The sequence below is a fragment of the Xanthomonas codiaei genome, from assembly GCF_002939785.1.
Lineage (GTDB): Bacteria > Pseudomonadota > Gammaproteobacteria > Xanthomonadales > Xanthomonadaceae > Xanthomonas > Xanthomonas codiaei.
The window spans coordinates 170,468-185,372 of the sequence record NZ_MDEC01000004.1 but is presented as its reverse complement, the minus strand read 5'-3'; the positions used below and the strand labels follow the sequence as shown (position 1 = coordinate 185,372).

Annotated in this window: 12 protein-coding genes; 8 read left to right on the top strand and 4 right to left on the bottom strand. The window is 66.1% G+C overall.

Annotated elements, in window-relative coordinates; translation table 11 throughout:
• Positions 1-45: 45 nt before the first annotated feature.
• The 5 genes from XcodCFBP4690_RS04515 (at position 46) to XcodCFBP4690_RS04495 (ending at position 5,638) form a co-directional block, all read left to right on the top strand.
• On the top strand, positions 46-1,044 hold the full coding sequence (locus tag XcodCFBP4690_RS04515; protein ID WP_002811635.1) for a DNA-directed RNA polymerase subunit alpha: 999 nt from the start codon (positions 46-48) through the stop codon (positions 1,042-1,044).
• A 179-nt stretch (positions 1,045-1,223) separates the two neighbouring features.
• The gene (gene rplQ / locus XcodCFBP4690_RS04510; protein ID WP_003486665.1) at positions 1,224-1,607 is read left to right on the top strand and encodes a 50S ribosomal protein L17; all 384 of its coding nucleotides are present in this window, start codon (positions 1,224-1,226) and stop codon (positions 1,605-1,607) included.
• Positions 1,608-1,960: 353 nt separating this feature from the next.
• The gene (locus XcodCFBP4690_RS04505; RefSeq protein WP_104539837.1) at positions 1,961-2,479 is read left to right on the top strand and encodes a disulfide bond formation protein B; all 519 of its coding nucleotides are present in this window, start codon (positions 1,961-1,963) and stop codon (positions 2,477-2,479) included.
• A 548-nt stretch (positions 2,480-3,027) separates the two neighbouring features.
• Positions 3,028-4,425, top strand: coding sequence for a class II 3-deoxy-7-phosphoheptulonate synthase (locus XcodCFBP4690_RS04500; protein ID WP_104539836.1), 1,398 nt, complete (start codon positions 3,028-3,030; stop codon positions 4,423-4,425).
• An 85-nt stretch (positions 4,426-4,510) separates the two neighbouring features.
• Positions 4,511-5,638 (top strand): mechanosensitive ion channel family protein, encoded by a 1,128-nt coding sequence (locus XcodCFBP4690_RS04495; RefSeq protein WP_104539835.1) that lies wholly within the window; start codon positions 4,511-4,513, stop codon positions 5,636-5,638.
• A 178-nt stretch (positions 5,639-5,816) separates the two neighbouring features.
• On the opposite strand, the gene XcodCFBP4690_RS04490 is transcribed toward XcodCFBP4690_RS04495, so the two are convergent.
• The 3 genes from XcodCFBP4690_RS04490 to typA form a co-directional block, all read right to left on the bottom strand.
• Complete coding sequence (locus XcodCFBP4690_RS04490; RefSeq protein ID WP_208622690.1) at positions 5,817-7,430, bottom strand: amidase; 1,614 nt, start codon at positions 7,428-7,430, stop codon at positions 5,817-5,819.
• A gap of 108 nt (positions 7,431-7,538) precedes the next feature.
• Entirely contained in the window at positions 7,539-8,006 is a 468-nt protein-coding gene (locus XcodCFBP4690_RS04485) for a DUF2127 domain-containing protein (RefSeq protein ID WP_104539833.1), read from the bottom strand.
• An 18-nt stretch (positions 8,007-8,024) separates the two neighbouring features.
• The gene (gene typA, locus XcodCFBP4690_RS04480; RefSeq protein ID WP_104539832.1) at positions 8,025-9,854 is read right to left on the bottom strand and encodes a translational GTPase TypA; all 1,830 of its coding nucleotides are present in this window, start codon (positions 9,852-9,854) and stop codon (positions 8,025-8,027) included.
• Between the two features lie 242 nt (positions 9,855-10,096).
• Between typA and XcodCFBP4690_RS04475 the strand changes: the two genes are divergently transcribed.
• Positions 10,097-10,591, top strand: a complete 495-nt coding sequence (locus tag XcodCFBP4690_RS04475) for a peptidylprolyl isomerase (RefSeq protein ID WP_039413197.1) — start codon at positions 10,097-10,099, stop codon at positions 10,589-10,591.
• 121 nt (positions 10,592-10,712) lie between these two features.
• Positions 10,713-11,699 carry a malate dehydrogenase gene (locus XcodCFBP4690_RS04470; protein WP_104539831.1) on the top strand — a complete coding sequence of 329 codons (987 nt, stop codon included), beginning with the start codon at positions 10,713-10,715 and terminating at the stop codon, positions 11,697-11,699.
• 327 nt (positions 11,700-12,026) lie between these two features.
• Here the strand turns inward: XcodCFBP4690_RS04470 and XcodCFBP4690_RS04460 are convergent, their stop codons facing one another.
• Positions 12,027-12,641, bottom strand: a complete 615-nt coding sequence (locus XcodCFBP4690_RS04460; protein WP_104539830.1) for a glutathione S-transferase family protein — start codon at positions 12,639-12,641, stop codon at positions 12,027-12,029.
• Between the two features lie 429 nt (positions 12,642-13,070).
• On the opposite strand from XcodCFBP4690_RS04460, the gene XcodCFBP4690_RS04455 reads away from it, so the two are divergent.
• Positions 13,071-14,864 carry a chloride channel protein gene (locus XcodCFBP4690_RS04455; RefSeq protein WP_104539892.1) on the top strand — a complete coding sequence of 598 codons (1,794 nt, stop codon included), beginning with the start codon at positions 13,071-13,073 and terminating at the stop codon, positions 14,862-14,864.
• Positions 14,865-14,905 lie beyond the last annotated feature (41 nt).

Below are 14,905 nucleotides of genomic sequence, written 5' to 3'. Positions count from 1 at the left end.
GGAGAACCTCCGGCACTGCCGGAGGTTCGCAGGAGACCCCGCAACATGACGGTTACCGCCAACCAGGTTCTGCGCCCTCGTGGTCCGCAGATCGAACGTCTTACCGACAACCGTGCCAAGGTCGTGATCGAACCCTTGGAGCGCGGTTACGGGCACACGCTGGGCAATGCCCTGCGTCGTGTGCTGTTGTCGTCGATCCCCGGTTTTGCGATCACCGAGGTCGAGATCGACGGCGTGCTGCACGAGTACACCACGGTCGAGGGTTTGCAGGAAGACGTGCTGGACGTCCTGCTCAACCTGAAAGACGTGGCCATTCGCATGCATAGTGGCGACAGCGCGACGCTGTCGTTGTCCAAGCAGGGTCCGGGCACGGTCACTGCGGCCGACATCAGGACCGATCACAACGTTGAGATCATCAACGGCGACCACGTGATCTGCCACCTGACCAAGGACACCGCGCTGAACATGCGCCTGAAGATCGAGCGTGGCTTCGGCTATCAGCCGGCTGCTGCGCGTCGTCGTCCGGATGAGGAGACCCGTACCATCGGTCGTCTGATGCTGGATGCGTCGTTCTCGCCGGTGCGTCGCGTTGCCTACGCCGTGGAAGCTGCGCGCGTCGAACAGCGTACCGACCTCGACAAGCTGGTCATCGATATCGAAACCAACGGCACGATCGATGCCGAGGAAGCCGTGCGCACCGCCGCCGACATCCTTAGCGATCAGCTGTCGGTGTTCGGCGATTTCACCCACCGCGATCGCGGTGCGGCCAAGCCGGCTGCCAGCGGCGTGGATCCGGTGCTTCTGCGCCCGATCGACGACCTCGAGCTGACCGTGCGCTCGGCCAACTGCCTGAAGGCCGAAAGCATCTACTACATCGGCGATCTGATCCAGAAGACCGAAGTGGAGCTGCTCAAGACCCCGAATCTGGGCAAGAAGTCGCTCACCGAAATCAAGGAAGTGCTGGCACAGCGCGGCCTTGCATTGGGCATGAAGCTGGAGAACTGGCCGCCGGCCGGTGTCGCCCAGCACGGCATGCTTGGTTGATGCGTCACTGCATGGGCGTCTTCGGGCGCCCATGCCGTTTTCCCTCATCGACGGGCCGAAGCCCGCGGTGACACCGGTCGAGGGACGGCCGGTTCGGACCAACCGCAGTCCATTCAACAGCGCCAGGATGGCGACAACGTCTCTCAAGCAGTCTCAACATTCCTTAGGAAATCACACTCATGCGTCACCAGAAATCCGGTCGTAAGTTCAACCGCACCAGCGCGCACCGCGAAGCCATGTTCCGCAATATGGCCGCTTCGCTGTTCAAGCACGAGCTGATCAAGACCACCTTGCCGAAGGCCAAGGAACTGCGTCGTGTCGCCGAGCCGCTGATCACCATCGGCAAGGTCGATGGCGTTGCCAATCGTCGTCTGGCGTTCGCTCGCTTGCGTGACAAGGAAGCGGTGGGCAAGCTGTTCGTCGAACTGGGCCCGCGTTACGCGACCCGTCCCGGCGGCTACCTGCGCATCCTGAAGGCCGGTTTCCGTGCTGGCGACAATGCGCCGATGGCGTATGTGGAGCTGGTCGACCGTCCGGTCGTGGCTGAGGAAGTGGCCGAGTAATAGGATCGCTCCATCAAGATTCCCAAAAAGCCCGGCATTGCCGGGCTTTTTGTTACGCGCGGCACCGAGTCGGACCGGCCGTTCGGGGAAGTGGGGGCGTCCTGGCCAATGCTCGCCTGGGGTGCCGGCCGAGCCCAGGGCGGTGGCGTTGCCATGATGGTGGATGCGAAGGTTCCTTGCCGGCGTGGTCGCGTTGATGCCTGTCCGATGGTCATGCAGCTCATCGCCTGGCAGTGCGAAGCCGCGGTGGTGCATGGCGCTTTGCGGTGTGCGACGGAGCAGGGCCGGGCATGCGTGGTCAGGGCCGCAGCGATGATTGATAATCCGGATTCGATCCTAGGCAAGCAGTCACGATGAATCCATTGCGTTGGGGGTTTCGGGCGCAGTTTCTACTGGGCTTTCTGGCCTGTGCGGGACTGCTGGCCTATGCGATCTATGTGCAGCTGCATCTGGCGCTGGAGCCTTGCCCGCTGTGTATCTTCCAGCGGATCGCGTTTGCGGCACTGGCGGTGTTGTTCCTGCTCGGTGCCCTGCATGGGCCGCGTGCAGCTGGTGGGCATAAGGCCTATGGGGTGTTGAGCTTCATCGCCGCCGGCGTGGGCATGGGCATCGCCACGCGGCACGTCTGGGTGCAGATCCGGCCCAAGGACATGATGTCTTCATGCGGCCCGCCGCTGAGTTTTCTGAGCGAGACGATGGGACCGTTCGAGGTGTTCCGCACGGTGCTGACCGGTACCGGCGACTGCGGCAACATCGACTGGCGCTTCCTGGGCCTGAGCATGCCGATGTGGAGCATGGTGTGGTTCGTGGCATTGGCCCTGTGGGCACTGTACGCCGGTTTCAGGGCACGGCGCGGTTCTGGGCACCGCTGAGGCCCGATGCCTGGGGGTGGCGCCGGCCGGGGGGCTGGAGGACGTTGGGCTGGGCGTTTGGCTGCGGGCGCACAAGAGGCGCCAGGTTGGTGAGAGACCTAGCAGATGGCGGTGCGTCGCCGCGCAGGGTGCGAAGGCGCGTCGTCCCAAGCCGGCAGGGCTGGAGCGGGATGCGGCACGTCGCGTGAGGTCGCCGCGGCATGGCTGGATTGCCGTCGGGTGCGGCGACACGCCAGGAACACGGACCGATGGCCTCACCGTCGATGGGGCGCCGCTGACGACGCCTGTGCGCCCATAGCGTGGGTCGACGGCCTGTGCTGGCGCGGGCCATTTCGGACAGCACGGCGCGGCGGCATGACGCTGGCGCGCAGCGGTCGGCGTGGTGTCTGCCGAACGCCGAGCCTGTGTCCGTGTGCCGCTTGCCGTCCGGTCGCGCTCACCCGGCGGCGACTGGACGGCGTCGCCCTGCCAAAGCCCCGGCCACGGCGGCGGCGCTTTGCGTGGCGCGCCGGCTCTGCCACCATCGCAGGCTGTCCAGGAGATCCGTCATGAATCGTTCCGCCCCGATAACCGCCTGCGATCCCGCCGCCTTGACCTGGGCACCCGGGAGCTGGCGTGGCAAACCTGCGCTGCAGCTGCCAGCGTATCCGGACCAGGTGGCGCTGCAGGCGGCAATGGACGAGTTGGGTCAGTTGCCGCCGCTGGTGACCTCGTGGGAAATCTTCGCACTCAAGCGCCAGCTGGCCGAAGCGCAGGAGGGCAAGCGCTTCCTGCTGCAGGGTGGCGATTGCGCGGAGAATTTCAGCGATTGCGAATCGGGCACCATTTCCAACCGCCTGAAGGTGTTGCTGCAGATGAGCCTGGTGCTGGTGCACGGCCTGCGCTTGCCGGTGGTGCGGGTGGGGCGCTTTGCCGGGCAGTATGCCAAGCCGCGCTCGGCCGATACGGAAACGCGCGACGGGGTGACCTTGCCCAGCTATCGCGGCGATGTGATCAACGCACCGGCTTTCACCGAGGCCGCGCGGGTGCCCGATCCACGCCGCATGATCACCGCGCACTCGCGCTCGGCGATGACGATGAACTTCGTGCGTGCCCTGATCGATGGCGGTTTTGCCGACCTGCATCACCCCGAATACTGGAATCTGGACTGGGTGGGCTATTCGCCGCTGGCGGCGGACTACCAGAAGATGGTGTCCTCGATCGGCGATGCGGTGCGCTTCATGGAAACCCTGTCCGGGGCCGAGGTCTACAACCTCAACCGCATCGACTTCTACACCTCGCACGAGGCGCTGCTGCTGCCCTACGAGGAATGCCTGACCCGCCAGGTGCCGCGCCAATGGGGCTGGTTCAACCTCAGCACGCACTATCCGTGGATCGGCATGCGCACCGCGGCGCTGGATGGCGCGCATGTGGAATATCTGCGCGGCGTGCGCAACCCGATCGCCATCAAGGTGGGGCCGTCGGTGCAGCCGGACCAGCTGTTGCGGTTGATCGACGTACTCAATCCCGAGGACGAACCCGGACGGCTGAGCTTCATCCATCGCATGGGCGCGGCACAGATCGCCGAGAAGTTGCCGCCGCTGCTGGATGCGGTCAAGCGCGACGGGCGCCGGGTACTGTGGGTGTGCGATGCGATGCACGGCAATACCGAAAGCACCGGGAATGGCTACAAGACCCGGCGTTTCGACAACATCCGCGGTGAGGTGGAGACCTCGTTCGACCTGCATGCCGCTGCCGGTACGCGGCTGGGCGGTGTGCATCTGGAGCTCACCGGCGAAGATGTCACCGAGTGCACCGGCGGCGCGCGCGAGTTGACCGAGCGCGATCTGGAGCGTGCCTACCGCTCCAGCGTGGATCCGCGCCTGAACTACGAGCAGTCGCTGGAGATCGCGATGGCGATCGTGCGCAAGCAGCAACAGGCCGCATCGCAGCCGCTGGGAAGCTGACCGGACTGTGCGCATGACGTGATGCTCATGCCGCTTGCGGCATGCTGCTGCAGCCATCCCTCTTTCCCCCCACAGGAGGAACGGTTTGACTGCCGATTGGAACGTCATTCGCGAATACGCAATTCCGCTGGGCGCCGCGCTGCTTGCCGGCGTCGTCACCTGGTCGCTGATGCTGTGGCTGTTCCGCCGCATGCAAGGGCGCGATTACCGACGCGCACGCATCATTCGCGTGATCACCTTGCCGGCGGCCTTCATCCTGCCGCTGCTGTTTCTGGGCGTGGCCACCGAGGCCACGCCATTGACCGGCAAGGCACTGGCGGCGGTGCAGCACCTGCTGCATGTCGGCATCGTCGGCTGCGTGACCTGGCTGCTGGTGCGCGCGGTGGCGGCTGGCGAGGCGGCGATCCTGCGCAGCAACCCGATCGAAGTAGCGGACAATCTCACCGCGCGCCGCATCCAGACCCAGACCCGGGTGCTGAGCCGCGTGGTGATGGGCGCGGTGATCCTGCTTGGCATCTCGGTGGTGCTGCTCGGCTTCGAGCAGGTGCGCCAGATCGGCAAGACGCTGCTGGCCTCGGCCGGCATCATCGGGCTGGTGGCCGGCATCGCGGCCAAGCCGGTATTCGGCAATCTGATCGCCGGCCTGCAGATCGCCTTGACCCAGCCGATCCGGCTGGACGATGTGGTGATCGTGGAAGGCGAGTGGGGCCGGATCGAGGAGATCGGTAGCTCGTATGTGGTGGTGCGGATCTGGGACGAGCGGCGCATGGTGGTGCCGCTCACCTGGTTCATCGAGAACCCGTTCCAGAACTGGACGCGCGCCAGCGCGGATCTGCTCGGTACCGCCTTCCTGTGGCTGGATTACCGCACCCCGATCGCGGCGGTGCGTGCGGAGCTGGAGCGCATCTGCCAGGGCGAGCCGCTATGGGACGGGCGCGTGTGCGTCACCCAGATCACCGATACCAGCGACAACACCATCCAGGTGCGCCTGCTGGTGAGTGCGCGCAACTCCGGCGATGCCTTCGACCTGCGCTGCCTGGTGCGCGAGCGCATGATCGATTTTTTGACCCGCGAACATCCCTACGCCTTGCCCAGGATCCGTGCAGAGATCGCCGCGCAGGAAAAGCCGGCCCTGCGCGCCGCAGCGCCGATCGCGCCGGACGGCGTGCGTTCGCCGGGCGCAGAAGACGGCGAGCCTGCCGCATCGGTCTAGCGTTGCCCGCAGACGTGCGTGGTCGCGTCGGTGCGCGCGGGCGGTCAACCGGTTCGCGATGCTGCACGTCGCCGGCTCGCGGTGCGCAGCTGCCATGGCGGCTGGCAGCGCGACGTCCAGGTGATGCTGTCTCATGACGTCGATGCGTGTACCGCCTGCGTACTGCCTTGCGGTGCGCTCAGTCTGCCGTCTTCGGTTGCGATGCGCCTGGTGTCGCTGGCGGTGCGCTCGGCGCGTAGCCGGGCGCGAACCGCGCGTGGCTACGCTGCTCGTAGGCGTAGGCCAGCTCGATCAGCCGTGGCTCGCTCCAGGCGGTACCCATGAACAGCAATCCGAGCGGCAAGCCTTGGGTCTGCCCCATCGGCACGCTCAGGCTGGGATATCCGGCCACTGCCGCGGCGCCGTAGCCGGCACCGGGAAAGGTGTCGCCTTTGCCTAGCGTGGTCACCCAGGCAGCGCCGGTGGTCGGTACGATCAGCGCGTCCAGGCGGTCGGCCTTCAGGGCTGCGTCGATACCTTGTTCGCCGGCGAGCCGTCTGGCGTTGGCGCGCGCGCTCAGATAGCCCAGGTCTTCCAGGCCCGGCGCGGCCTGCGCCTGCTCGAACAACTCCTGGCCGAAGTAAGGCAGTTCGCGCTGCGCATTGGCGCGATTGAAGGCAATCAGCGCGTCCAGGTCCTTGACCGGCGCCGCATGGCTGCGCAGATAGGCGTTCACGCCGGCCTTGAATTCGACCAGTAAGACCATCTGCTCGGCAGCATCCCACTTGCCATCCGTGACCAGGGCAGTCTCAATCACCGTGGCACCTGCCGCACGCAAGGTCTGTACGGCGCGATCCAGTGCGGCAGCGATCGCGGGATCCTCGCGCAATGGATTGCGCAGCAGGCCCAGGCGCGCGCCGCGCAGGCCATCGGGTTTGAGGTGGGCGAGATAGTCTGGAGGGGACGACGGCGCACTGCGCGTGGCCGGGTCCTGTGGATCGGGCGCGGCGATCGCCTGCAACACCGCGGCCGCGTCGGCCACGTTGCGCGTCATCGGCCCGGCGGTGTCCTGGCTGGCCGAGATCGGGATGATGCCGTCGCGGCTGACCAGGCCCACGGTCGGCTTGAGTCCGACCAGGCCGTTGACCGATGCCGGGCAGGCGATGCTGCCGTCGGTCTCGGTGCCGATCCCCACCGTGGCCAGGCTGGCGGCGATGGCGGCGCCGGTGCCGGCGCTGGAGCCGCACGGGTTGCGGTCGAGCGCGTAGGGATTGCGGGTCAGCCCGCCGCGGGCGCTCCAGCCGGAGCTGGACTGGGTGGAGCGGAAGTTGGCCCATTCGCTCAGGTTGGTCTTGCCCAGGATCACTGCGCCGGCCGCGCGCAGGCGCTGCACCAGGAAGCCATCGCGGTCCGGGCGGAACGCGGCCAGTGCCAGCGAGCCGGCGCTGTTGACCATCGGCACGGCGTCGATATTGTCCTTGAGCAGCACCGGGATACCGTGCAGCGGGCCGCGCACGCGGCCGGCGCGGCGTTCCTCGTCGATTCGGCGCGCCTCGGCTTCGGCCTGCGGATTGAGTTCGATCACCGCATTGAGTCGCGGGCCGGCGCGGTCGATGCTGGCGATGCGTTGCAGGTAGGCGCGGGTCAGGTCCAGGCTGGTGGCGGTGCCGGACTGCATGCGCGCCTGCAGGCCGGCCACATCGGCTTCGACCAGATCGAGCGGTTCGGCGCCGGCCGCCGTGGCGGGTGTGTGGCGCGTCGGGGCGTCGGCATGCGCACAGCCGCACAGCGCCAGCAGCAATGCAAGGGACAAGGTGGTGGATCGCATCGGCGCGGGTTCCCCGGGAAGTCTGCGCAGGCTAACGGCGCAGGATCGGGGTGACAACGGATGGCCGCGTCCGCGTGGACAGGGCAGGGTGGGTCAGCGGCGACGCCGGACCAGATCGCGTGCCAGCACGCCGACCACGATCAGGTTGATCGCCAGCACGGCCCAGGCGGTCCAGCCGGGATGGCGGACGATGGCGTAGATATCGAAAGGCAAATAGATGGCGGCCGACAGACAGCCCAGCAGCGAGGCCCAGGCCTTGGCGCGCCACAGGCCCCAGGCTTCCACCACATGCAGCAGGCCGTAGGCCAGCATCGCTGCGGCAGCCAGATGCACGGCATCGGGGTTGATGGTCTTGAGCAACGACGGCAGCGCGCCGTGCTCGGGATCCAGATTGAAACGGCGGATCAGCGTACTGACCGCATTCTGCAGCGGGAGTGGGCCCAGAATTTCCAGGCCCGTCGCCGCCAACAGCGCAAGCGCCCCCTTGACCGCCTCGAGCAAGGCGATCGCATGAAGGCCCGGATGCGCACGCGGATCCGGGCTATAGGGCTTGCGCTGCACGAGCGTGAACGCCAGGGCTTAGCCGGAACGGCCGGCGCGCTTGCGCTCGTTCTCGGTCAGGTGCTTCTTGCGCAGGCGGATTTCCTTCGGAGTGACTTCGACCAGCTCGTCGTCCTCGATGAAGTCCAGGGCCTGCTCCAGCGTGTACTTGATGGCCGGGGTCAGCTTGATCGCATCATCCTTGCCCGACGCGCGCATGTTGGTCAGCGGCTTGGTCTTGATCGCGTTGACGGTCAGGTCGTTGTCCTTGGAGTGGATGCCGACCAGCTGGCCTTCGTACACGTTGTCGCCTTCGGCGGCGAACAGGCGGCCACGCTCTTCCAGCGGCCCCAATGCATAGGCCGGGGTTGCACCCGGTGCATTGGCGATCATCACGCCGTTCTGGCGCTTGGCGATGGCGCCCTGTTCCTTCGGGCCGTAATGGTCGAACACGTGGAACAGCAGGCCCGAGCCCTGGGTCAGGGTGCGGAACTCGTTCTGGAAGCCGATCAGGCCGCGCGCCGGGATCATGTAGTCAAGGCGCACGCGGCCCTTGCCGTCCGGTTCCATGTTCTTCAGCTGGCCCTTGCGGGTGCCCAGCTTTTCCATCACGCCGCCCTGGTGCTGTTCTTCGATGTCCACCACCAGCTGCTCGATCGGCTCCATCAGCTTGCCGTCGATTTCTTTGATGATCACTTCCGGGCGCGACACGGCCAGCTCATAGCCTTCACGACGCATGTTCTCGATCAGCACCGACAAGTGCAGTTCGCCACGGCCGGAGACCAGGAACTTGTCGGCGTCGGAGCCTTCCTCGACCTTCAGCGCCACGTTGTGCACCTTCTCGCGGTCCAGGCGGTCGCGCAGCTGGCGGCTGGTCAGGAACTTGCCACCGGACAGGTCCTTGTTGCCGGCGAACGGAGAGTTGTTGACCTGGAAGGTCATCGAGATGGTGGGCTCGTCCACCGTCAGCGCCGGCAGCGCCTCGGGGTGGTCGAGCGCGCACACGGTGTCGGAAATGGTCAGTTCCTGGATGCCCGAGATGGCGACGATGTCGCCGGCTTCGGCGCTGTCCTGCTCGATGCGCTCCAGGCCCAGGAAGCCCAGCACCTGCAGCACCTTGCCCTGGCGCTTCTTGCCTTCGCGGTCGATCACGCTGACCGGCATGTTCTTCTTCAGCACGCCGCGCTGGATGCGGCCGATGCCGATCACGCCGACGAAGTTGTTGTAGTCCAGCTGGCTGATGCGCATCTGGAACGGGCCGTCCGGATCGACGTCCGGTGCCGAGACGTGCTGCATGATCGCTTCGTACAGCGGGGTCATGTCGCCGTCGCGCACGTTCGAATCCAGGCTGGCGTAGCCATTCAGTGCCGAGGTGTAGACGATCGGGAAGTCCAACTGCTCGTCGGTGGCACCGAGCTTGTCGAACAGGTCGAACACCTGGTCGATCACCCAGTCCGGGCGTGCGCCGGGACGGTCGATCTTGTTGACCACCACGATCGGCTTGAAGCCCATCGCGAAGGCCTTCTGGGTGACGAAGCGGGTCTGCGGCATCGGGCCGTCCATCGCGTCGACCAGGATCAGCACCGAGTCCACCATCGACAGCACGCGCTCGACTTCGCCACCGAAGTCGGCGTGTCCCGGGGTGTCGACGATGTTGATGCGGTTGCCTTGCCAGGTGATGGCGGTGTTCTTGGCCAGGATCGTGATGCCACGTTCCTTTTCCTGGTCGTTGCTGTCCATCACGCGCTCAGCCAGGACGGTGCGTTCGGACAGGGTGCCGGACTGCTTCAGCAGGCAGTCGACGAGGGTGGTCTTGCCATGGTCGACGTGCGCGACGATGGCGATATTGCGGAGTTTTTCGATGGACATGCGGAAAGGGCCCCTGTCTGGCGCCAGTCTTGAGATGAGGTAAGCCCGACATTATAGCGGTTTCGTTGCGTTGCCGTTGTGGATTGGCGCAAGTCGGTTCAGATCGCCCATTCAGCCAGCGTGACGGGCTTGGTCTCCAGGCGGCCACGAGCGTTGGACCATGGTCGTAACCGCGCGGCCGGCCACGCGCCCGGGTGTATCCTAATGGGCTGTTGATCATCCCAGAACCTGCAAGGATTTCCATGTCCCTGATCGCCACCTTCGACACCTCCCGCGGCCCGATCGTTGTCGAGCTGTACCCGGAAAAGGCTCCGCTGACGGTTGCCAACTTCGTCAACCTGGCCAAGCGCGGCTTCTACAACGGCCTGAGCTTCCACCGCGTCATCGCCGACTTCATGATCCAGGGCGGTTGCCCGGAAGGTTCCGGCCGCGGCGGCCCGGGCTACCGTTTCGAAGACGAGACCAATAACGGCGTGGGCCACGAGCGCGGCGTGCTGTCCATGGCCAATGCCGGCCCCAACACCAACGGCAGCCAGTTCTTCATCACCCACACCGCCACCCCGTGGCTGGACGGCAAGCACACCGTGTTCGGCAAGGTCACCCAGGGCCTGGACGTGGTGGACAGCGTTGCCCAGGGCGACACCATCAACACGCTCACCATCGAAGGCGATACCGACGCCGTGCTGGCCGCCAAGGCCGACCGCGTTGCGGAGTGGAACAAGATCCTCGCCGCCTGATCGCCACCCCCGTCGAACGGCCGCCTCGTGCGGCCGTTTGCTTGTCAATGCGTGCCGCCAGGCCTTGCGGCCCCGCCAGCGCGCCACCCCCACCAACGCTTTTTAGCAGAGGAAACACCCCATGAAAGCACCTGTTCGTGTTGCTGTGACCGGCGCTGCCGGCCAGATCGGCTACGCCCTGCTGTTCCGCATCGCCTCGGGCGAAATGCTGGGCAAGGATCAGCCGGTGATCCTGCAATTGCTGGAACTGTCCAACGAGAAGGCCCAGGCCGCGCTCAAGGGCGTGATGATGGAGCTGGAAGACTGCGCGTTCCCGCTGCTGGCCGGCATGGTCGGCACCGACGACGCCGAAGTGGCGTTCAAGGACATCGACGTGGCCCTGCTGGTCGGCGCGCGTCCGCGCGGCCCGGGCATGGAGCGCAAGGACCTGCTGCTGGAAAACGCCAAGATCTTCACCGCGCAGGGCGCGGCGTTGAACAAGGTGGCCAAGCGCGACGTCAAGGTGCTGGTGGTCGGTAACCCGGCCAATACCAATGCCTACATTGCGATGAAGTCGGCGCCCGATCTGAATCCGAAGAACTTCACCGCCATGCTGCGCCTGGACCACAACCGCGCGCTGAGCCAGCTGTCGCTCAAGCTCGGCAAGCCGGTCGGCGGCATCGAGAAGCTGGTGGTATGGGGCAACCACAGCCCGACCATGTACCCGGACTACCGTTTCGCCACCGCCGATGGCGCATCCATCGGTGATGCGATCAACGACCAGGAATGGAACGCCAACACCTTTATCCCGACCGTGGGCAAGCGCGGCGCGGCGATCATCGAAGCGCGCGGGCTGTCCTCGGCTGCGTCGGCCGCCAACGCCGCCATCGATCACGTGCGTGACTGGGTGCTGGGCAGCAACGGCAAGTGGGTGACCATGGGCGTGCCGTCCGACGGCTCCTACGGTATTCCCGAAGGCGTGATCTTCGGCTTCCCGGTCACCACCGAGAATGGCCAGTACACCCTGGTCAAGGATCTGCCGATCGACGACTTCAGCCAGAAGTACATCGACAAGACCCTGGCCGAGCTGGAAGAAGAGCGCAGCGGCGTGTCGCATCTGCTGGGCTGAGTACCAGGGTTGCTGCAAGTCAGAACGCCGGGCATTGCCCGGCGTTTTTTTGTGTCTGCTCACCAGCGGTGACACCAGCGGGTGGGCATCGCGGCGGTGCTGCGTGGAGTGCGCTGTGTGCAGCGACAACGCGCCGCACGTGCGCTGGGTGATTCGGCGGCCAAGGTACGTGCCTTGGCCGCGTCATCGCGTGGAGTGGCTAACAGGACGTCGCGAGCCGTCGGCAGGCGGGTGTGGACGGCGCGCTCGGGAGGGTGCGCGTGGTACATGCCGCACCGGGTACCGGCCGTGTAGGCCTCACGGCTGCAGTCGTTCTGTCAGTCGCTCTTATTCCAGGCCTTCGGCCTTCAGCGCTGCCTGCACGTCGGCATCGGCCTGCATGCGCTGGAAGAAGGCATCCAGTGCCGTCAGCCCACTCACGTCCACGCCGGCCTTGCGGGCCCAGCGCAAGGTCACGAACAGATACGCATCGGCGCCGGTATGGCTGTCGCCGGCCAGCCACTGGCGGCCCTGCAGATGCGCATCGGCACGTGCGTAGAGCGTGCGCAACTTGCTGCGCGCATCGTCGTGGCTGCGCGCGATCAATGCCTGATCCTGCAGGTAGGCGGTGCTGCCGAAGATCGGCTTGAAGGTGGGGTGGACATCGGCATTGCAAAATGCGATCCAGCGATTGATCTCGGCGCGGCTGCGCGCGCTGCCATCGCCGCCCAGGCCGGTCAGCGGCGCGATATCGGCGATGTAATTCAGGATGGCGGCGTTCTGCGTGAGCGCCCAATCGTCGATGACCAGCAACGGCACGGCACCTGCCGGATTGAGTTGCAGATAGTCGGGCGACTTCATGGTGGAGGCATCGACCACCACCAGGTCGAACGGCAACCCGGACCAGCGCAGGACGATGTGGTCAGCGAGCGAGCAGGCGCCGGGCTTGGTGTAGAGCTTCATGGTCAATCCAGTGAGGAACAGGACCGCAAGCTTAGCCGGGTTGCCCTGCGAGCTGTGGCGCCGAACGAGCGGCGCGCGGCGCACCACTGGAGACGGATGGGCGTGACGGCGTGCCTCGATGCAGGCGGCGCGACAGACGCGGCAAGGACGAGGCCGATGTGGTCCTTCGCAGATGCCGCCGCCGGTGTTGCGGCAGTGGCTATCGTGGCGGTGCGGTGGATGCACACGGACCGTTCCAGGCACGCTTGTCCCGACAGACGCATGACGCACGGGTTTAAGTTTGAGCCAGCTACTGCGAGACGATCGGCGTAGCCTTTGCCGCGTCCCACTTCTGGCGTCCTCCCCTTGATTGATTCCACCTCCAGCACGCACTCGCGCGTGGCGATTCCGCTCGCCCCATCGTTGGATCCAGCACTGGCGCAGGCACAGATGCCGGCTCGGTTTCGGCCGCTGGATCGCCGCGTGGTCTGGATCGCCGGTCTCTGCCTGATGTTGGCCTTCGTCGTGGCGGGCGTTGCGCAGGTGCTGACGGCGCTGATCGGGTTGGTCACCAACCTGGCGTATTTCGGGCGTCTGAGCGTGGAGATGGTCAGCCCGGCAAAGCAAGTCTTGGGAGCCTGGGCGATTGCGGTGCCGGTGGTCGGTGGCGTGATCGTCGGTGCGATGGCGCGCTACGGGTCGCGTGCGATTCGGGGGCACGGCATTCCCGAGGCGATGGAACAGGTGCTGCGTAACGACAGCCGCATTCCGCCCATCATGACCTGGCTCAAACCGACATCGTCGGCCGTGGCGATCGGCACCGGCGGGCCATTCGGTGCGGAAGGACCCATCATCGCCACCGGCGGCGCACTCGGATCGCTGCTGGGGCAACGACTGCATGTCACTGCCGACGAACGCAAGACCCTGCTTGCCGCAGGTGCTGCCGCCGGCATGGCCGCGATCTTTGCAACCCCGATCGCGGCGGTGGTGTTGGCGGTGGAGCTGCTGTTGTTCGAACGCCGCGCGCGCTCGCTGATTCCGGTGGCGCTGGCGGCGATGGTCGGGGCCGCGATGCACGGCGTGTTCGAAGGCACTGGCCCGGTATTTCCCATGCCGACGCTGCCGCCGGCGGCGTTGAGTGCCTTGTTCGCCTATGTGGCGATGGGAGCCGTGGTCGGCGCGATCAGCGTCGGCGTGACACGCCTGACTTACGGCATCGAAGATGCATTCGAACGGATTCCGCTGCACTGGATGTGGTGGCCGGCGATCGGTGGCGTGGTGGTGGGCGTCGTCGGCTACTGGGTGCCGCGGACCTTGGGCGTGGGATACGACAACATCATTCTGGTATTGGGCGGTGGCGTGGGGCTGGGCACGATGTTGATCCTGTGCGTGGCCAAACTGGTGTCGTGGTCGGTGGCGCTGGGCAGTGGAACCTCTGGCGGCACACTGGCGCCGTTGTTCACCATCGGAGGTGCGCTGGGTGGCGTGCTCGGGATTGCCGTGGCGAGCCATGCACCCTGGCTCGGCGTCGACCCACGGATGGCAGCGCTGGTCTGCATGGCGGCCATGTTCGCCGGCGCATCGCGCGCGTTCCTGGCCTCGGTGATCTTTGCCTTCGAAGCGACACAGCAGACGCACGGACTGCTGCCACTGCTGGGCGGCTGCGCTGCGGCGTATCTGGTCTCCGGTTTGATGATGCGCCACACCATCATGACCGAGAAGATCGTGCGCCGCGGCGTTCGCGTTCCATCCGACTACAGTGCCGATCATCTGGATCAGATCGCAGTAGGCACGGTGTGCAGTCGCGACGTGGTGAGCCTGCAGACAACGCAGACGCTGGGCGAGGTGCGCCAGTGGTTGCGCGGTGGCGGTGCGGAGGTCAGCCACCAGGGCTTTCCGGTCACCGGCGCGGAGGGTGTGCTGCGTGGCGTGCTGACACGCCGCGATCTGCTCGACCTGCGTCTGGGCGATGACGTACCGCTGGCTGCGCTGCTGCAGCGTGCTCCGGTGGTCATCGGCGAAGAGCACTCGCTCCGCGAAGCCGCCGATCACATGAGCGATGCCGGTGTCGGCAGGTTGGTGGTCGTGGATGGGCCGCAGACCTTGCGTGTCATCGGCATCATCACGCGTAGCGATCTGCTCGCGGCGCATGGCGGCCGCCTGCGCGCCGCCAGGGAAATCGTGCGAAGCACTGCGCGCGGCCCAATGCGGGCAAAGACAGCGCAGGCAATTCCAGAGGCGTGACGGCGGCGGTAGCGACACGCCGCAGCATGGTGCGGTGTGTC